The sequence below is a fragment of the Exiguobacterium sp. FD-YE-25-4 genome (genome assembly GCF_057004685.1).
In genome coordinates this window covers 517,501-535,741 of record NZ_CM168041.1, presented here as the reverse complement: position 1 = coordinate 535,741, position 18,241 = coordinate 517,501, and the positions used below count along the sequence as shown (strand labels likewise).

General features: G+C 54.4%; 14 protein-coding genes, 2 rRNA genes and 1 riboswitch (1 of these 17 cut by a window edge). All 16 genes read right to left on the bottom strand.

Annotated features, from left to right (window positions below; genetic code table 11):
• Positions 1 to 26: 26 nt before the first annotated feature.
• Positions 27 to 2,312 (bottom strand): putative bifunctional diguanylate cyclase/phosphodiesterase, encoded by a 2,286-nt coding sequence (locus AC13H5_RS02780; RefSeq protein ID WP_483546270.1) that lies wholly within the window; start codon positions 2,310 to 2,312, stop codon positions 27 to 29.
• A gap of 99 nt (positions 2,313 to 2,411) precedes the next feature.
• Positions 2,412 to 3,665 (bottom strand): phosphoribosylamine--glycine ligase, encoded by a 1,254-nt coding sequence (gene purD, locus AC13H5_RS02775; RefSeq protein ID WP_483546269.1) that lies wholly within the window; start codon positions 3,663 to 3,665, stop codon positions 2,412 to 2,414.
• Positions 3,666 to 3,678: 13 nt separating this feature from the next.
• Positions 3,679 to 5,199 carry a bifunctional phosphoribosylaminoimidazolecarboxamide formyltransferase/IMP cyclohydrolase gene (gene purH, locus AC13H5_RS02770; RefSeq protein WP_215192647.1) on the bottom strand — a complete coding sequence of 507 codons (1,521 nt, stop codon included), beginning with the start codon at positions 5,197 to 5,199 and terminating at the stop codon, positions 3,679 to 3,681.
• A complete protein-coding gene (purN, locus tag AC13H5_RS02765; RefSeq protein ID WP_214708824.1) occupies positions 5,196 to 5,774 on the bottom strand; it encodes a phosphoribosylglycinamide formyltransferase in 579 nt (192 codons plus the stop codon). Before purN ends, purH begins: the two co-directional genes overlap by 4 nt.
• Positions 5,771 to 6,805 carry a phosphoribosylformylglycinamidine cyclo-ligase gene (purM, locus tag AC13H5_RS02760; protein ID WP_034781315.1) on the bottom strand — a complete coding sequence of 345 codons (1,035 nt, stop codon included), beginning with the start codon at positions 6,803 to 6,805 and terminating at the stop codon, positions 5,771 to 5,773. The genes purN and purM overlap by 4 nt, the downstream gene beginning before the upstream one ends.
• A gap of 12 nt (positions 6,806 to 6,817) precedes the next feature.
• Positions 6,818 to 8,227: an amidophosphoribosyltransferase gene (gene purF / locus AC13H5_RS02755; RefSeq protein ID WP_483546268.1), complete on the bottom strand. Its 1,410-nt coding sequence runs from the start codon at positions 8,225 to 8,227 to the stop codon at positions 6,818 to 6,820.
• Positions 8,203 to 10,422 (bottom strand): phosphoribosylformylglycinamidine synthase subunit PurL, encoded by a 2,220-nt coding sequence (gene purL / locus AC13H5_RS02750; RefSeq protein ID WP_483546267.1) that lies wholly within the window; start codon positions 10,420 to 10,422, stop codon positions 8,203 to 8,205. Before purL ends, purF begins: the two co-directional genes overlap by 25 nt.
• On the bottom strand, positions 10,406 to 11,086 hold the full coding sequence (gene purQ / locus AC13H5_RS02745) for a phosphoribosylformylglycinamidine synthase subunit PurQ (protein ID WP_215190654.1): 681 nt from the start codon (positions 11,084 to 11,086) through the stop codon (positions 10,406 to 10,408). The genes purL and purQ overlap by 17 nt, the downstream gene beginning before the upstream one ends.
• Positions 11,083 to 11,325, bottom strand: a complete 243-nt coding sequence (gene purS, locus AC13H5_RS02740) for a phosphoribosylformylglycinamidine synthase subunit PurS (RefSeq protein ID WP_214754309.1) — start codon at positions 11,323 to 11,325, stop codon at positions 11,083 to 11,085. The genes purQ and purS overlap by 4 nt, the downstream gene beginning before the upstream one ends.
• Positions 11,325 to 12,026 (bottom strand): phosphoribosylaminoimidazolesuccinocarboxamide synthase, encoded by a 702-nt coding sequence (gene purC / locus AC13H5_RS02735; RefSeq protein WP_214797640.1) that lies wholly within the window; start codon positions 12,024 to 12,026, stop codon positions 11,325 to 11,327. Before purC ends, purS begins: the two co-directional genes overlap by 1 nt.
• Before the next feature lie 48 nt (positions 12,027 to 12,074).
• The gene (gene purB, locus AC13H5_RS02730; RefSeq protein WP_483546266.1) at positions 12,075 to 13,367 is read right to left on the bottom strand and encodes an adenylosuccinate lyase; all 1,293 of its coding nucleotides are present in this window, start codon (positions 13,365 to 13,367) and stop codon (positions 12,075 to 12,077) included.
• The gene (gene purK, locus AC13H5_RS02725; protein ID WP_200881510.1) at positions 13,364 to 14,458 is read right to left on the bottom strand and encodes a 5-(carboxyamino)imidazole ribonucleotide synthase; all 1,095 of its coding nucleotides are present in this window, start codon (positions 14,456 to 14,458) and stop codon (positions 13,364 to 13,366) included. The genes purB and purK overlap by 4 nt, the downstream gene beginning before the upstream one ends.
• Positions 14,458 to 14,946, bottom strand: a complete 489-nt coding sequence (purE, locus tag AC13H5_RS02720; protein WP_483546265.1) for a 5-(carboxyamino)imidazole ribonucleotide mutase — start codon at positions 14,944 to 14,946, stop codon at positions 14,458 to 14,460. Before purE ends, purK begins: the two co-directional genes overlap by 1 nt.
• Before the next feature lie 69 nt (positions 14,947 to 15,015).
• Positions 15,016 to 15,117, bottom strand: a riboswitch (purine riboswitch).
• 140 nt (positions 15,118 to 15,257) lie between these two features.
• Entirely contained in the window at positions 15,258 to 15,449 is a 192-nt protein-coding gene (locus AC13H5_RS02715; protein WP_128123962.1) for an NETI motif-containing protein, read from the bottom strand.
• An 83-nt stretch (positions 15,450 to 15,532) separates the two neighbouring features.
• Positions 15,533 to 15,648: ribosomal RNA gene (rrf, locus tag AC13H5_RS02710) — 5S ribosomal RNA — on the bottom strand.
• A gap of 57 nt (positions 15,649 to 15,705) precedes the next feature.
• A 23S ribosomal RNA gene (locus AC13H5_RS02705) occupies positions 15,706 to 18,241 on the bottom strand (it continues 378 nt past the right edge of the window).

The following is an 18,241-nucleotide window of genomic DNA, read 5'->3' as shown; positions in this document are numbered from 1 at the left end:
AAAGACACCTCCCGCAGGAGGTGTCTTCACCAGTCATACATCGTGACCGTTTTCTTCAAGTAATGCTCAAGTTGTGCCAGCGGAACCGGTTTGCTGTAATGGTAACCTTGGATGAGCGAACTGCTATGTTCGAGCACGAACGCGAGCTGCTCCGGACGCTCCACACCTTCCGTGACGATATCGAGACCGAGTGTATGGAACGTTTGATATAACCCTTCGAGCAATGCCCGATCGAACGTGTTCTCAGGAATCCCTTTGACAAAGTTTTGATCAATTTTAATAATATCGAGTTGAAGCGACTGCAAGAACGAGAGCGACGATGTCCCGACACCAAAGTCATCGAGCGAGATTTTGACGCCGATTGCTTTGAGCGCGTGAATGAACTGCTGAAGCTCATACAGATTCCCGCCGACCTCACTCTCGGTGATTTCGACATGAAGGCGATGAGGGTCAAATCCCGTTTCGGTCAGCACGTGTTCCAATGAAGCTAAAAACGACCCGTCGGCGATTTGGCGTTTCGATACGTTGATCGAAAGGAACAAGTGATGTCGTTCCACATGATCCTTCATCTCCGTGACCGCCTGTACGAGCACCCAGCGTCCCAAGTCCGAGATAAGACCGAGCTGCTCGGCGACCGGGATGAATAGGCCTGGGGAAATCTGACCTTTGCCCGGATGATTCCAGCGAATGAGCGCCTCGACTCCCCGTACTGCAAACGGCCGTGGCGATACGATCGGTTGATAATACAGTTCAAACTCATCGTGTTCGAGGGCATGGCGCAAATCGCGTTCCATCTCGAGCGTCTGTAAATAATGGCTCCCGTCCTCGATTTCTTGGAACGTCAAGACACGGTTCTTCCCTGACAGTTTCGCCTCGTGAATGACCACGTCGAGCCGCCCCATCATGACCTCATACGTGTGTTGCGGCTCGGCATAGGTGAACACATCGATGCCGATTGTCGCCGCCATCCCTTTCACACCGTTGACATGGGCCCAGTCCTTCAAGTCTTTCGTCAAGTGCCGGGCGACCGGTTGGAGCTGGTCAAGTGTCCAGCCCGGATGGACGAGCATGAACTCATCGGCACCGATGCGAGCGACGAACCCGTCTTCTTTATAGAAGTTGAGCCGTGAGGCGAGATAGATGAGAACAGAATCACCCGTCCGATGTCCGTATTGGTCGTTGATCCGGCGGAAGTCATCCAAATCCAATCCGAGCACTCCGATCCGTTCCTGCTTTCCACGCACGGTCGAGAAATAATCTTCTAGCGCGAGCCGGTTCGGAAGAAGCGTCAATGCGTCTCGGAACGCCCGGTCGATCACTTCGGCGCGCGTATCTTCGAGTGCCGCGAGCACCTCGTTCATACTCGTCGCCATCTGTTCGATTTCGTCGTGGCTGTGCGCGTCCCGACTGAGGCGGAGTCGGCTGTCCCGCTCGAGTGTGATGATCTTCAACTCACTCACGATCTCCATCAGCCGCCGAATCACGACCCGGTGAATCGTCCATAACAAAGAGAAGAACAGACCGAACCCGAGGATGACGAGCGCGAGCATGCCGAGCCGCAACATCGTGACCATATTTTCGTAGTGCGTTTGCGCGACGGTGAACCCGACTTCATAATCGGATTGCTGAAACACCGTGTCGAGTGGGATCACCACATCGGTCCCGTCCGTCCCGCTCTTGATGGCCGTCTCTTCTCGACGAACCGGCTGAATCGTCAATGGTATCTTCGTTTGAGCACTTATATCTGCCATGACCGTCGAATCGACGAACTCGAGCATGATGAGCGTTCCTTGGCGTGGTCCACTACTGTCACTTCGTAGAATCGGATGACTGACATATAACGTCGGGCCAAAATCACTCGCGTATACGCCGTTCTGTGCATCGCTCCGATTGGTCAAGCGAGAGGTAACCGCCCGGATGATCGCTTGTTGGTCGGCTTTCGACAATGACATGTCTGTCGAACGAAACGCCGAGTAGAAAGCCTCCCCCTCGTTGTCCAAATAGACGATAGCGTTGACGCTCAAGTTCTCGAGCGACTGTTCACTGATGTTACTTTTGATATAAGCGGCATTTCGTCGCTGCACGAACGTGTACGTATCATTCCAGACAGCCCAGTCGATGAGTGTGCGCTCGAGTGTGCTCTTCCGATTGGCGAGTGTCTCAGATACGCTCGCGATTTGACTCTCGACCGTTTGACGATCTTGCTCCATGCTTTTCTCGATGAAATATGGTCGTACCCCAAAAAAGATGACACCGACAAACACAATTATATTCACGGCCACCGCAATCATGAGCTTCGTCCGAATGCGCACGTCGACCACCTTCTTCCTTCAATCTACTCCATTATTGTAGAGCAGGAAGTACGGATTCCCTTCTTTTCGCATGAAAAAAAGGACGGGTTGACCCATCCTTTAAAAAATCTGAGCCAACGCCCGCCCTCCGATATCACGCCGGTAAAACGTCTGTGGCAAATCAAGTTGTTCGAGTGCCGTATAGACGGCCGTCTTCGCTTCAAGCAACGTCGGTTTCGTCGACGTGAGGACGAACAATCGCCCCCCGTTACCGATGATGTGGGTCCCGTCCCGGGTCGTCCCCGCATGGAACACGAGCACATCATCTCGTAAGTCACCGAAGCCTGACAGTATCTGCCCGGTCGTCGCTCGATCAGGATAGCCTTCTGCCGCGACGACGACTCCAATCGTATAGCCTTCTACCCATTCAATCGGATACGGTTTTTGGTCCACGACCGCCTCGATGACGCCGAGGAGAGGAGATGCCAAGTTCGGGAGAATGACCTCGGTCTCGGGATCGCCAAATCGAGCGTTGAACTCGATCACTTTCGGGCCATCCGCCGTCAAGATGAGGCCCGCATACAAGAACCCTTCAAACGGGGTGCCCCGCTCGACCATCGTCCGCGCCAGCGGGAAGAGCACACGTTCGACCGCCTCTTGATACACAGCATCATCCAAGTGAGGCATCGGACTGTAGGCGCCCATGCCGCCCGTGTTCGGTCCTGCGTCTCCGTCATAGGCACGCTTATGATCTTGTGACGTGATCATTGGGATAACGTGCTCCCCAGAGACGAACGCCATGAGCGAAAACTCTTCTCCATCCAAAAACTCTTCGATGACGACACGTGATTGGTCACCGAATTTATTGGTATCGAAAATGTCATGGATGGCTGCTCTCGCCTCTTCAAGTGTGAACGCGACGGTCACCCCTTTACCGGCGGCGAGTCCGTCCGCTTTGACGACGAGCGGTGCTTCGAGTTGATCGATCTGTCGAAGCGCTGACTCGGCGTCGGTGAACGTGTCGTACCCTGCGGTCGGGATATTGGCTTCGCGCATCACTTCTTTCGCAAACGCTTTACTGCCTTCAAGCAACGCCGCCGCCTTCGTCGGTCCGAAGATTTTTTGTCCATGAGCTTGAAACACATCGACGACACCGGCCATGAGGGCCGACTCTGGACCAACGATCGTCCAGTCAACCGCCTCGCGCTTCGCAAACTCGACGAGGCCAGAGACATCTGTCTCTTCGATTGGTACACACGTCACGTCGCCCATATTAAGATTACCCGGAGCGACGAACACCTCATGTCCGTCTTGTCTCAACTTCCAAGCGAGCGCGTGCTCACGCCCGCCGCGTCCAATGACGAGTACGTTCATCTTATCGCTCCTCTCAATGTTTGAAGTGTCGAACTGACGTGAACACCATCGTGATTCCGTGACGGTTCGCCGCTTCAATCGACTCCTCGTCACGAATTGATCCGCCTGGTTGAATGATGGCCGTGATCCCGGCTGCGGCTGCGGCTTCGACCGTGTCCCCCATCGGGAAGAATGCATCGCTACCGAGCGCGGCACCCGTAGCACGTTCACCTGCTTGTTCGAAAGCGATTTTCGCCGCGCCGACGCGGTTCATCTGTCCCGCTCCGATGCCGATTGTCGTCTCGTCTTTGGCGACGACGATGGCGTTTGATTTCACGTGTTTAACGACACGCCACGCAAGTTTCAAGTCTTCCCATTCAGACGCCGTCGGGCGACGGTCGGTCACGATTTGGCATGACGCATCATCGAGTGTGACGTCGTCCCCATCTTGTACGAGGAGACCGCCCGCGACGGCTGTCAAGCGCATCCCTGTCATCTGGCCCATATCAAGCGTCAATAACCGAAGATTCTTTTTCTCTTTCAATCGGTCAAGTGCTGCCTCACTAAAGGATGGCGCGATGATGATTTCTAGGAAGATGTTACGGAGGGCCTCTGCCGTCTCCACATCGACTTCACGGTTCAAGGCGACGATGCCACCGAAAATCGAGACCGGATCGGCCGCATGGGCTCTTGAGAACGCTTGGCTGATTGTCTGTCCGACAGCGACACCACATGGGTTCATATGTTTGACGACGACCGCTGCCGGCTCCGTCAATTCACTGAGCGCCTCGAGCGCCGCGTTCGTATCTTGGATATTGTTATATGAGAGTTCTTTTCCATGGAGCTGCTCCGCGTTCGCGAGCGTCATCCCGTGATAGAGCGGCGTCTTATAAAACGCTGCCTGCTGGTGCGGGTTTTCCCCGTAACGGAGGTCTTGTACTTTCTCATACGTGACCGTGAGCTGTTCCGGGAACGTCTCGCCGATCTGCTGCCCTAAATAGTCGGCAATCAAGGCGTCATACGCCGCCGTGTGACGGAACGCTTTTGTGGCAAGACGTTGACGTGTTTCGAACGTCGTCCCGCCGGCACGAACCGCTTCGGCCACATGACCGTAGTCGGCCGGGTCAACGACGACCGTCACGCTGGCATGGTTTTTCGCGGCCGAACGGAGCATGCTCGGTCCGCCGATATCGATATTCTCAATCGCTTCATCATACGTCGCGTTCTCTTTCGCAATCGTTTCTTTGAACGGATACAAGTTGACGACGACATAGTCGATTGGCTCGATGTCGTGGTCTTTCATCTGTTCGACGTGCGAATCTAAATCGCGGCGTCCGAGAAGTCCGCCATGTACGAGCGGATGGAGCGTCTTCACGCGACCGTCGAGCATCTCTGGGAACGATGTCACTTCCGAGATATTTTTTACGGGAAGACCGGCCGCGATGAGCGCCGCTTCCGTCCCGCCTGTCGAAATGAGTTCGATGCCTGCTTCATGCAACGCATGCGCGAGCTCGACGATTCCTGTTTTATCTGACACACTCAGTAATGCTCTCACTTGAAAACCTCCTGTTGGATAAACACTTGTTGTAGTACGCGCGGATAGAGCTGATGCTCGACCGCTTGGATGCGTCTTGCCGCTTCGGCCGCATCACAGCCTGCGATGGCGACGTCTTGTTGGGCGATGATTGGTCCCGTATCCATCCCGGCATCGACGTAATGGACGGTGACACCGCTCGTCGGCACGTTCGCCGCGAGCGCCTGACCGATGGCGTCTTTTCCTGGGAACGCCGGTAAGAGCGACGGATGGATGTTGATAATATGGTTCGGATATGCTGACAGCAATACGTCCCCAATCAACCGCATATACCCGGCCAAGACGATATAGTCGGCGCCGAGTGTCTGTAACAAGACGAGAATCTCTTGTTCGAATTCCGCTTTTGACGCATATGCCTTCGGTTCGAACGAGAAGCTCGCGATGTTGAACCGATCCGCCCGCTCGAGTACTTTCGCTTCTGGTTTGTCCGTGACGAGCAGGACACATTCCCCTGACAAGTCGCCTCGGTCGATGGCTTGCCAAATCGCTTCGGCGTTGCTACCGGACCCGGAGGCGAAGATGGCAAATTTTTTCACTGGTCGACCCCCATGATGCGGACGCCCGGTTTGGCATCAACTTTCCCGATACGGTGCGATGTCTCTCCAGCGCGTTCGAGTGCGGCTTCGACGGCTTCGACATCTTCAGGCCGGACCGTGATCATGAAGCCGATGCCCATATTGAATACGTTGAACATCTCTTGTTTCGAGACGTGCCCGACTTGCTCGAGCCAGTCGAACACGGGCAGACTCGGCCAATTCGATGCGTCGAACGTGACACCGAGACCTTCCGGCAACATGCGTGGCACGTTCTCGTAAAAACCGCCGCCCGTGATGTGGGCCATGCCTTGGACACGCCCCGTCGCGATGGCCGCTTTCGCCGCCTCGGAATAGATGCGTGTCGGCAACAAAAGGGCGTTCCCGAGCGTCGTATCGAGCATGGCGATCTCGTCAGTGTAGGCGAGCCCTTGCGACTCGACGATATGGCGGACGAGCGAGAATCCGTTCGAATGGACACCGGATGATGCTAAACCTAGGACGATGTCCCCCGCTTCGATTGTCCGTCCATCGATCAGTGCTTCCTTCTCGACGACACCGACGGCGAATCCGGCGATATCGTACTCGCCGTCCGGATACATACCCGGCATCTCGGCCGTCTCGCCTCCGACGAGGGCACAGCCCGCTTGGACGCAACCTTCGGCGACACCTGCGACGATGCGCTCGAGTTTGGCCGGTTCTGCCTTGCCGGTCGCGATATAGTCTAAGAAATAAAGCGGTTCGGCCCCGTGGACGAGACAGTCGTTGACACACATCGCCACACAGTCAATTCCAATCGTATCATGTTGGTCGAGCGCGAACGCGAGTTTGAGTTTCGTGCCGACCCCATCCGTTCCGCTGACGAGAATCGGATGTTTCAACTGCATCGAGCCGAGGTCGATCATCGCCCCAAAACTGCCGAGCCCGGTCATCACTTCTGGACGCATCGTCCGTGCAACGTGACGCTTCATGCGTGATACTGCTTCATAGCCTGCTTCTAAATTCACACCCGCTTGTTCATATCTTAAACTCATCGTCAGTCCCCCTCAAGCTTTTGTCTCTGTTACAAGTTCCGCCAGTTCAGTTGGATAAAGTCCGGTGAAGCAAGCGGCACACTGCCCGCGCAAGTTCCCTTCGAACGGCCGGTCGATCGCTTCGACCGTTCCGTCCAATGTTAGGAACGCCAGTGAATCGGCCCCAATCTCTTCTTTAATCTCTTCGATGGATTTGGTGGCCGCAATCAACTCTTCCTTTGATGATGTATCGATGCCGTAATAGCACGGATGCTTGATTGGTGGTGACGTGATGCGAACATGCACTTCGGTCGCCCCGGCTTCACGGAGCAACTTGACGATGCGTCTGCTCGTCGTACCGCGGACGATCGAATCGTCGACCATGATGACCCGTTTTCCGTTCACGACGCCTCGAAGCGCCGACAGCTTCATCTTGACACCGCGCTCCCGTAGTTCTTGCGACGGCTGTATGAATGTCCGGCCGACATAGCGGTTTTTGATGAGTCCCATCTCGTACGGAATCCCGCTCGCCTCGGCGTAACCGATGGCCGCCGAGATGCTCGAGTCCGGGACGCCGGTGACGACGTCCGCTTCAACTGGTGCCTCGTCGAACATCTTCTTCCCCATCGCCTTACGGGCCGTATGCACGTTGACGCCATCGATGATCGAGTCCGGCCGCGAGAAGTAGATGTATTCCATGGAACACATCGCGCGGACCGATGCCTCGCTGTACCGCTCCGACACGATCCCGTCTCGCGTGATCATGAGGAGTTCTCCTGGCTCGACATCGCGTACGTACGTCGCCCCCACGACGTCAAACGCACATGTCTCTGAGGCGAACACGTAGGCTCCATCCTCGGTCTGGCCGAGCGAGAGCGGGCGCAAGCCGTGAACGTCGACGCCGACGTAGAGCGCGTCTTCCGTCAAGAAGAGGAAGGCGAACGCGCCGACGAGACGGGCCAAGCTATCTGCAATCCGCTCTTTCATCGAGTTGCCACGGCTTCGTTTAATCAAGTGGGCGACGACTTCCGTATCGGATGTCGTCTGAAAGATCGCACCTTCCGCTTCGAGCATATGTTTCAACTCGTTGGCGTTGACGAGGTTACCGTTATGCGCCATCGCCAAGTCGCCCGTAAGCGACTTGAAGTGGAGCGGTTGGACGTTCTCGAGCGTGTTGCCGCCTGCCGTCGAATAACGGACATGACCGATGGCGTGATGCCCGGTCAATGCGTCGAGCGACGGTTCGTCGAACACTTCAGCGACGAGGCCAAGCCCGCGTTTGGCGTGCAAGCGCTCGCCGTCAGCCGTGACGATGCCTGTCCCTTCTTGTCCCCGGTGTTGCAGGCTGTGGAGGCCGTAGTAGGCGAGGTGTGACGCTTCGTGGTGATTAAAAACCCCGAATACCCCGCACTCCTCGTTCATGCCTCGGATGTCATATAACATGGAATAGCTCCTTCCCATACCCGTTCAAGTTCCGTGACGTCCATTTCGATGAGGCGGTCGCTCGCACGGATCGTCAATTGTGGCGTGTCTGTCACCTGTCCGATGCGTGTCGCCTTCGTCAACTTCGCGAACGCATCAGCCTGATGTGGCGCGACTGTGACGAGGAACCGTGACTGTGATTCGCTGAAAAGTGTCGTCACGAGATCTGAGTCGACTGTGACATCTGCGCCGAATCCCGTGCCGAACACGAGCTCAGGGAGTGCCGCGGCGATTCCGCCTTCCGATACGTCGTGGGCCGCTGTGACAAGACCTTCCCGGATTGCTGCGAGGAGCGCTTGTTGCTGACGGCTCTCCGTCTCGAGGTCAAGCATCGGCGCCTGTCCGCTCACTTTACCGTCTTGCAGCATTTGGAGCGCACTACCGCCGAATTCTGGTTTCGTCTCCCCGAGTAGGAAGATGATGTCGCCTGCTGCTTTCGCGAACGACGTCGTGATATGTTCCGGCTTGTCGATCAAGCCGACCATGCCGACGACCGGCGTCGGATAAATCGCCGTCCCGTTCGACTCATTGTAAAGCGAGACGTTTCCACCGATGACCGGTGTATCGAGGGCACGGCACGCTTCGGCCATCCCTTCGACAGCTTGGTCGAGCTGCCAGAAGCCTTCTGGTTTGTCCGGGCTACCGAAGTTCAAGCAGTCGGTGAGAGCGAGTGGTGTGGCGCCGCTGGCGACGATGTTGCGCGCTGCCTCTGCGACCGCAATCGCACCACCGACACGTGGGTCGAGGTACACGTACTTGGCGTTGCAGTCCGTCGTCATCGCGAGTGCTTTGTCTGTATCGCGAATGCGGATGACGGCCGCATCACTTCCTGGGGCGACGACGGTCGACGTTTGGACCATATGGTCGTATTGCTCATACACCCAGCGTTTCGAAGCGATTGTCGGCATGGCGAGCACGTCTTTCCATGTCGAGAGGACGTCCGAGACAATCGGTTGGATTGGTGTCATCGCTTGGAACGTTTCATAGTACGCCGGTACTTTCGACGGCTTATGGTAGACCGGTGCGTCTTCTGCGAGCGCATCGACTGGTACTTCGGCCGCGACTTCCCCGTGATGGAGCAGGCGGAGCACTTTGTCTTCGATGACTTCACCGACTTTGATCGCATGAAGTCCCCACTTCGTGACAATCGCTTCGATCTCATCTTCATGTCCTGCCTTGACGACGAGGAGCATCCGCTCTTGTGACTCGGACAACATCATCTCGTAAGGCGTCATGTTAGCCTCGCGTTGTGGGACGAGGTCGAGGTTCATCTCGATGCCCATGCCTGCCTTCGATGCCATCTCGGCCGAAGACGACGTGAGACCGGCTGCTCCCATGTCCTGGATACCGACGAGGGCCGGGTGCTTGATGACTTCCAAGCACGCCTCAATCAACAGTTTCTCCATGAACGGGTCACCGACTTGGACGGCCGGGCGTTTCTCGTCCGCGTCCTCACCGAGTTCTTCCGAGGCGAACGTCGCTCCGTGAATGCCGTCGCGTCCTGTCGTCGCTCCGACATACATCACTGAGTTACCGACGCCTTCGGCAATCCCTTTTTGAATGTCTTCATGGCGGATGAGCCCGACACACATCGCGTTGACGAGCGGGTTACCCGCATAGGCCGGGTCGAACGCGACTTCCCCCCCGACCGTCGGGATACCGACACAGTTGCCGTACCCGGCGATGCCTGAGACGACATGACCGAAGAGATGTTTCACACGTGATTCGTTCAAATCTCCGAAGCGGAGCGAGTTAAGGAGTGCGACCGGTCGCGCGCCCATCGAGAAGATGTCGCGGATAATCCCGCCGACACCTGTCGCCGCACCTTGGTACGGCTCAATCGCCGACGGATGGTTATGGCTCTCAATTTTGAAAGCGACGGCCTGGCCATCGCCGATATCGACGATGCCAGCACCTTCCCCAGGTCCTTGAAGGACATGTTTCCCGGTTGTCGGGAATTTCCGGAGGACAGGCTTCGAGTTTTTGTACGAACAGTGTTCAGACCACATGACCGAGAATAACCCAATCTCGGTGTAGTTCGGCTCACGACCGAGCAGTGAGACGACGAGCGCGTATTCCTCATCGGTCAATCCCATCGTGGCGTAAAGTCGCTCTTCACGGATGTGTGTTGCTGTCGGTTCAGTTGTAAGTAGCATGTCGAGTCCCCCATTTCACCATCGAAGTGAATAATCGTTTGCCGTCTTCCCCGCCGAGCAATACTTCGACCGCTCGCTCCGGGTGCGGCATCATTCCGAGTACGTTGCCTTGTACGTTCGTGATCCCTGCAATATTCGCGACCGATCCATTCGGGTTGTCGGTATATGTGAAAGCGATCTGCCCATTGCTACGAAGCGTCTCAAGCGTCGCCTCGTCACAGTAGTAGTTGCCTTCCCCGTGCGCGATCGGGACTTGGATCGTTTCCCCGAGTGCATAATCGTTCGTGAACATCGTCTCGTTCGTCTCGACTTTCAATTCGACCGTCTTGCACATGAACTTCAAATCACGGTTACGCATCAATACGCCCGGTAGGAGTCCCGCTTCGACGAGCACTTGGAAACCGTTGCAGACGCCGAGTACCGGACGCCCTTCTTCTGCGAACCGTTTGACTTCACTCATAATCGGTGAGAACTGGGCGATGGCGCCGCAGCGCAAGTAATCCCCATATGAGAATCCGCCTGGCAGGAGCACACCGTCGTAACCGTCAAGCGACGTTTCCGTATGGAACACATAGTCCGCTTCTTCGCCGAGGACATCTTTTACAGCGTGATACATGTCGAGGTCACAGTTTGATCCCGGGAAGACGATGACAGCGAATTTCATGCGAGTACCCCCATCTCGATTCGATAGTTCTCGATGACCGTGTTGACGAGCAACTTCTCACACATGTCACGGACCATCGCTTCGGTCGTCTCTTCTGCCACTTGAAGCTCGATGACTTTCCCGATGCGTACTGATTCAACGCCTGTAAAGCCGAGATGTTCGAGTCCGCCTTTGACGGCGACGCCTTGTGGATCGAGTACACTTTCACGTAATGTCACGTACACGTTTACTTTTTTCATCAGTTCATTCCCCCTATGCGTGTTAACAACTGGCTATACGTATCTGTCAGAGATCCGAGGTCTCTGCGGAAAACATCTTTATCGAGCTTTTGTTTCGTCTCTTTGTCCCAGAGTCGGCACGTGTCCGGCGAAATCTCATCGGCGAGGATGATCGTACCGTCGACTTTACCAAACTCGAGTTTGAAGTCGATCAAATCGATGCCGTGTTCGTTGAAGAAGTCGAGTAACACATCGTTGACCCACAGCCCAAGTTGTCGCAATGTTTCGACTTCTTTGTGTGTGGCGACTTGCAGTAAACGGATATGGTCCTCTGTTAAGAGTGGATCTCCGAGTGCGTCATCTTTATAGTAGAACTCGACGATTGGTGACAGGAGCGGTGTCCCTTCTTCCCAACCGAGTCGTTTCGCAAGGCTTCCGGCGGCGATGTTGCGAACGACGACCTCGAGCGGAATGATGTCGACACGGCGTACGAGCTGCTCGCGATCCGATAGTCGCTTAATGAAATGCGTCGGAATCTTGTTATCGTGCATGAGTTCGAACAAGCGCGTCGTGATAGCATTGTTTAACACGCCTTTGCCGGCGATTGATTCTTTCTTCTCCCCGTTAAATGCTGTCGCGTCGTCTTTATAATAGACGCGGAGCACACCCTGTTCTTCTGTCTCGAATAACGCTTTTGCCTTACCTTCGTAAATTGCTTCCATCTGTATCGTCCCCCTTAAAAGTGAGAGGGGCATGACGCCCCTCAACGATCACAAACCACAGCGTTCAAAAATAACATCGACACGGCGCACGTGATGGCTCGGGTCGAATAGGTCGTCGAGCTCGTCACTCGTAAAGAGCGCGCCCATTTCGGCGTCTCGTTCAATCAAAGTGCGGAACATCGTCTCTTCTTCCCACGCCTGCATCGCCTTCGGTTGAACGGCGTCATACGCCGCTTCGCGCGACCATCCTTTTTCGATCAACGCGAGCAAGATGCGTTGGGAGAAGATAATGCCAAACGTCCGGTCCATGTTCCGGCGCATATTGTCCGGGAAGACCGTCAAGTTCTTCACGATATTGCCAAAGCGGTTCAACATGTAGTTGAGGAGACTCGTCGCATCCGGAAGAATGATCCGTTCTGCTGATGAGTGTGAGATGTCACGTTCATGCCAGAGGGGAACGTTCTCATACGCCGTCACCATATGACCGCGAATGACACGGGCCAGGCCGGTCATGTTCTCTGAACCGATCGGGTTACGTTTATGCGGCATCGCTGACGACCCTTTCTGACCTTTGGCGAAGAATTCTTCGACCTCACGTGTCTCTGTCTTTTGGAGGCCGCGAATCTCTGTCGCCATCTTCTCGATCGATGTAGCGATTAAAGCAAGTGTCGACATGTACTCGGCGTGACGGTCACGTTGTAACGTCTGCGTCGAAATTGGTGCCGCTTGAATCCCTAATTTGTCACATACATACGACTCGATGAACGGATCGATGTTTGCGAACGTGCCGACCGCACCACTCATCTTGCCGAACTCAATCGTCTCACGGGCTGCCATGAACCGCTTCTTGTTGCGCTTCATCTCTTCGTACCAAAGGGCGAGTTTCAATCCGAACGTCGTCGGTTCTGCGTGAACACCGTGTGTACGGCCCATCATGATGTCATACTTATGTGCTTTCGCTTTCTCAGCGAGGATGTCGATGAAGCGGTCGATGTCAGCTTCTAAAATATCGTTTGCTTGCTTAATCAAGTACGATAAGGCCGTATCGACGACGTCTGTCGAAGTCAGTCCGTAATGCACCCACTTCTTCTCTTCTCCAAGCGTCTCTGAGACGGCACGCGTGAAGGCGATGACGTCATGGCGCGTCTCTTGCTCGATCTCCAAGATGCGTTCGACATCAAACGATGCTTTGTCCCACAGGACCGCGACATCTTCTTTTGGAATGACGCCTAGCTCGCTCCACGCCTCACATGCGTAAAGTTCTACTTGAAGCCATGCCTCAAATTTGTTTTGGTCTGTCCAAATCGCCGCCATCTCGGGACGGGTATAACGTGAAATCATAAAACGGTCTCCTTCCAGATTGCCAATTGTTCGATGGTCTGAAGCGCTTCTTCGACGGAATCGGCGAGCACGTTCAAGTGCCCCATCTTCCGACCAGTCTTCGCTTCTTCTTTTCCATACAAATGTAGTTTAACATTCGACGGTAACGTTTGCGGATTCAGCTCATCCATATGTTCGCCTAACAGGTTAACCATCACGACCGGGGTGTGGAGTGTCGTCCGGCCGAGCTTCATACCAGTGATTGCCCGTACATGTTGCTCGAACTGGGACGTCTCACAGGCGTCAATCGTGTAATGCCCTGAATTGTGGGGACGAGGAGCAAGTTCATTCACATACAAGGAACCATCTTCCATGATGAACAGTTCAACCGCAAGCGTTCCAATCAATCCGATGTGGTCAGCGAGTTGAAGGGCCAAATGCCGAGCCTCTTCCAAAATGTCTTGTTCTACTCGGGCTGGCACTATCGATAAGTGTAAAATATTTTGATGATGAATGTTCTCGCTGATCGGGAACGTTGTCGTCGCGTGAGCCCCTCTCGTTACGATGACCGAAATTTCTTTTTTAAAAGGCAGCCAAGCTTCGGCCACGTACTCCGTCTCTTCGAACTGATCCGTAAATGTGCGAACATCTTGCTCCGTCCGCAAGACCGTTTGACCTTTTCCGTCATATCCGAATCGGCACGTCTTGATGACGAATGGGAGGCCTAACACGTCTCTTGCTCGAGTGACGTCTCGGAGGGAACGAACTGGAACATATGGAGCGACGTGAAGGCCCGCACCTTCAATCATTTGCTTCTCATAGAGCCGATGCTGTGTCGCCTTTAAGACATCCATCCCTTGCGGACACTTGTCAGCGATAGCCTCAATCATCGCTGTATCGATATTTTCGAATTCATATGTGATGACGTCTGAACGCTGAGCGAGTTCGCGAGCTGCTGTTACGTCGTCAAATGTAGCCACGATGCTTGGCGCGACTTGAGCGGCCGGTGCGTTTGGGTTTGGATCAAGACTTAGCGTTTCGTATCCCATAGCACTCGCGCTGAGTGACATCATCCGACCTAGCTGGCCTCCGCCTAAAATTCCGATTCTCATCAAATCAGCTCCTCTGTCGCTTTGAGTGCCATATTTCGTTTCACTTGGCGGTAAACCTCGAGACGTTCAATCAATTCAGAAGATTGGAGGCTCAAGATTTGCGCCGCGAGAAGACCTGCGTTCGTCGCCCCAGCTCGACCGATGGCGACGGTTGCGACCGGTACACCTGCAGGCATTTGAACAATCGAGAGCAATGAATCAAGTCCGTTTAACGCCTTCGATTGTACTGGTACCCCGATGACGGGTAATGTGGTCTTTGCAGCGACCATACCTGGTAAGTGAGCTGCGCCTCCCGCTCCTGCGATAATGACCTGTATGCCCCTTGCCCGAGCTTCCTCAGCGTAGTCGAACATTAAGTCCGGCGTCCGATGCGCCGAGACAACTTGTTTTTCATATGGAATACTCAACTCTTCAAGGATTTCACAAGCATGGCTCATTGTTTCCCAATCGGAAGAACTACCCATGATCACACCTACTGTTGCCTTCACTTAAATGTCCCCCTTAAAAAAAGAAATCCCTAAACCGAATAACCAGTTTAGGGTATAGACCACGACAAAAAAATGTCGACTATACCCCATAGTCTGATCAGAGTCGGCGATCAGGTAGAAACTTGCGAGCCATTTCCTCGCGATTATATGGAGCACTATTTAATTTGTTCTTAACTCACACGCCTATCGTACCTTGTTCATTCAAAACATGTCAACAAACGGCGAACAATTTAATTGTCTGAATATTTATCGTTCGTCTTTAGGTTCATTAAAACACAAAAAAACCGCCACTCATTCGTGACGGTTTGGCATTATGGTTTGAGAGCAACGCACTCAAATAAAATCGACTGATGGGAATGTACAGGTTCGTCTTTGGTTCCCGTTTGTTCAAAGACAGGCTTCTCAATCCTACGTACCGGGCGATACCCCATTTGAGCAATTCGATTTAAACAGTCATCGATTGTCTCGTTTGGCTCGACGTATACTTTGATTTTTTTGGCCATCTGTTCTTCCTCTCTTTCATTTGAATCGCGATATAAATAAAAAAAGCGGCGGCCCTTGAGCGAATGCTCCAGAACCACCGTTTGCCTGGCGACGTCCTATCCTCACAGGGGGAGACCCCCAACTACTTTCGGCGCTGAAGTGCTTAACTTCCGTGTTCGGCATGGGAACGGGTGTGACCACTTCGCCATCGCCACCAGACAAGAGAGATCGTTCTCTCAAAACTGAAGACTCATCAATTCATACAAACCGTTAGACTAGATCAAAGCCTCGACCGATTAGTATCATTCAGCTCCACACGTCGCCGTGCTTCCACCCATGACCTATCTACCTCATCGTCTCTGAGGGGTCTTTCTTGATTGCTCAAAGGGAAATCTCATCTCGGAGGGGGCTTCATGCTTAGATGCTTTCAGCACTTATCCCGTCCGCACGTAGCTACCCAGCGATGCTCCTGGCGGAACAACTGGTACACCAGCGGTGCGTCCATCCCGGTCCTCTCGTACTAAGGACAGCTCTCCTCAAATTTCCTGCGCCCACGACGGATAGGGACCGAACTGTCTCACGACGTTCTGAACCCAGCTCGCGTACCGCTTTAATGGGCGAACAGCCCAACCCTTGGGACCTACTCCAGCCCCAGGATGCGATGAGCCGACATCGAGGTGCCAAACCTCCCCGTCGATGTGGACTCTTGGGGGAGATCAGCCTGTTATCCCCAGGGTAGCTTTTATCCGTTGAGCGATGGCCCTTCCATGCGGAACCACCGGATCACTAAGCCCGACTTTCGTCCCTGCTCGACTTGTAGGTCTCGCAGTCAAGCTCCCTTCTGCCTTTGCACTCTTCGAATGATTTCCAACCATTCTGAGGGAACCTTTGGGCGCCTCCGTTACTGTTTAGGAGGCGACCGCCCCAGTCAAACTACCCACCTGACACGGTCCTCCAGCCGGATCACGGCTGCGAGTTAGAGACTCTATACGCAAAGGGTGGTATCCCAAGGGTGTCTCCACCGAAGCTGGCGCTCCGGCTTCACAAACTCCCACCTATCCTGTACATCGCGTACAAAGCCTCAATATCAGGCTGTAGTAAAGCTCCATGGGGTCTTTCCGTCCTGTCGCGGGTAACCTGCATCTTCACAGGTACTATGATTTCACCGGGTCTCTCGTTGAGACAGTGCCCAAATCGTTACGCCTTTCGTGCGGGTCGGAACTTACCCGACAAGGAATTTCGCTACCTTAGGACCGTTATAGTTACGGCCGCCGTTTACTGGGGCTTCGGTTCAGTGCTTCTCTTGCGATGACACATCCCCTTAACCTTCCAGCACCGGGCAGGCGTCAGCCCCTATACTTCATCTTGCGATTTAGCAGAGACCTGTGTTTTTGCTAAACAGTCGTTTGGGCCTATTCACTGCGGCTTATGTTGCCATAAGCGTCCCTTCTCCCGAAGTTACGGGACCATTTTGCCGAGTTCCTTAACGAGAGTTATCCCGCGCGTCTTAGAATTCTCATCTCGCCTACCTGTGTCGGTTTACGGTACTGGCGCCGACCTCCTTACTAGAGGCTTTTCTTGGCAGCGTGAAATCCGGTACTTCGCCCTACGGGCTCCACGTCACAGCTCAGCCTTGTGTGTCGGGCGGATTTGCCAACCCGACGGCCTCGCTGCTTGTCCGTGCACTTCCAGTCGCACGGTTACCTTATCCTTCTGCGTCCCCCCATCGTTCAAACGGTGGTACGGCGGTACAGGAATATCAACCTGTTGTCCATCGCCTACGCCTTTCGGCCTCGGCTTAGGTCCAGACTAACCCTGAGCGGACGAGCCTTCCTCAGGAAACCTTGGGCTTTCGACGGAGGGGATTCTCACCCCTCTTTTCGCTACTCACACCGGCATTCTCACTTCCAAGCGCTCCACGGCTCCTCACGATACCGCTTCACTGCTGCTTGGAACGCTCCCCTACCATCCCTTACGGGATCCATAGCTTCGGTGGTATGTTTAGCCCCGTTACATTTTCGGCGCGGCGTCACTCGACTAGTGAGCTATTACGCACTCTTTGAATGATGGCTGCTTCTAAGCCAACATCCTAGTTGTCTGTGCAACGCCACATCCTTTTCCACTTAACATACACTTGGGGACCTTAGCTGATGGTCTGGGCTGTTTCCCTTTCGACTACGGATCTTATCACTCGCAGTCTGACTCCCGAGTACAAGTTGCCGGCATTCGGAGTTTGACTGAATTCGGTAACCCTGTGGGGGCCCCTAGTCCAATCAGTGCTCTACCTCCGGAACTCTTCACCTCGAGGCTAGCCCTAAAGCTATTTCGGGGAGAACCAGCTATCTCCAGGTTCGATTGGCATTTCACCGCTACCCACACCTCATCCCCGCACTTTTCAACGTGCGTGGGTTCGGACCTCCAGTCAGTGTTACCTGACCTTCATCCTGGACATGGGTAGATCACCTGGTTTCGGGTCTACGACGACGGACTGATGCGCCCTATTCAGACTCGCTTTCGCTGCGGCTCCGCCTCATCGGCTTAACCTCGCCCGCCATCGTAACTCGCCGGTTCATTCTACAAAAGGCACGCCATCACCCGTTAACGGGCTCTGACTACTTGTAGGCATACGGTTTCAGGATCTGTTTCACTCCCCTTCCGGGGTGCTTTTCACCTTTCCCTCACGGTACTGGTTCACTATCGGTCACTAGGAAGTATTTAGCCTTGGGAGATGGTCCTCCCGGATTCCGACGGGGTTTCACGTGTCCCGCCGTACTCAGGATCCACTCTGGAGGGGATACGATTTCGGCTACAG

What these genes read in the sequence shown, in the direction of transcription:
- purM (WP_034781315.1), bottom strand. Translation starts at nt 6,805, where the DNA reads ATGAGTTTAAGATATGAACAAGCGGGTGTGAATTTAGAAGCAGGCTAT.
- purB (WP_483546266.1), bottom strand. Translation starts at nt 13,367, where the DNA reads ATGATTTCACGTTATACCCGTCCCGAGATGGCGGCGATTTGGACAGAC.
- purS (WP_214754309.1), bottom strand. Translation starts at nt 11,325, where the DNA reads ATGAAAAAAGTAAACGTGTACGTGACATTACGTGAAAGTGTACTCGAT.
- purD (WP_483546269.1), bottom strand. Translation starts at nt 3,665, where the DNA reads ATGAACGTACTCGTCATTGGACGCGGCGGGCGTGAGCACGCGCTCGCT.
- purF (WP_483546268.1), bottom strand. Translation starts at nt 8,227, where the DNA reads ATGTTATATGACATCCGAGGCATGAACGAGGAGTGCGGGGTATTCGGG.
- AC13H5_RS02715 (WP_128123962.1), bottom strand. Translation starts at nt 15,449, where the DNA reads ATGGCCAAAAAAATCAAAGTATACGTCGAGCCAAACGAGACAATCGAT.
- purL (WP_483546267.1), bottom strand. Translation starts at nt 10,422, where the DNA reads ATGCTACTTACAACTGAACCGACAGCAACACACATCCGTGAAGAGCGA.
- purQ (WP_215190654.1), bottom strand. Translation starts at nt 11,086, where the DNA reads ATGAAATTCGCTGTCATCGTCTTCCCGGGATCAAACTGTGACCTCGAC.
- purC (WP_214797640.1), bottom strand. Translation starts at nt 12,026, where the DNA reads ATGGAAGCAATTTACGAAGGTAAGGCAAAAGCGTTATTCGAGACAGAA.
- purK (WP_200881510.1), bottom strand. Translation starts at nt 14,458, where the DNA reads ATGAGAATCGGAATTTTAGGCGGAGGCCAGCTAGGTCGGATGATGTCA.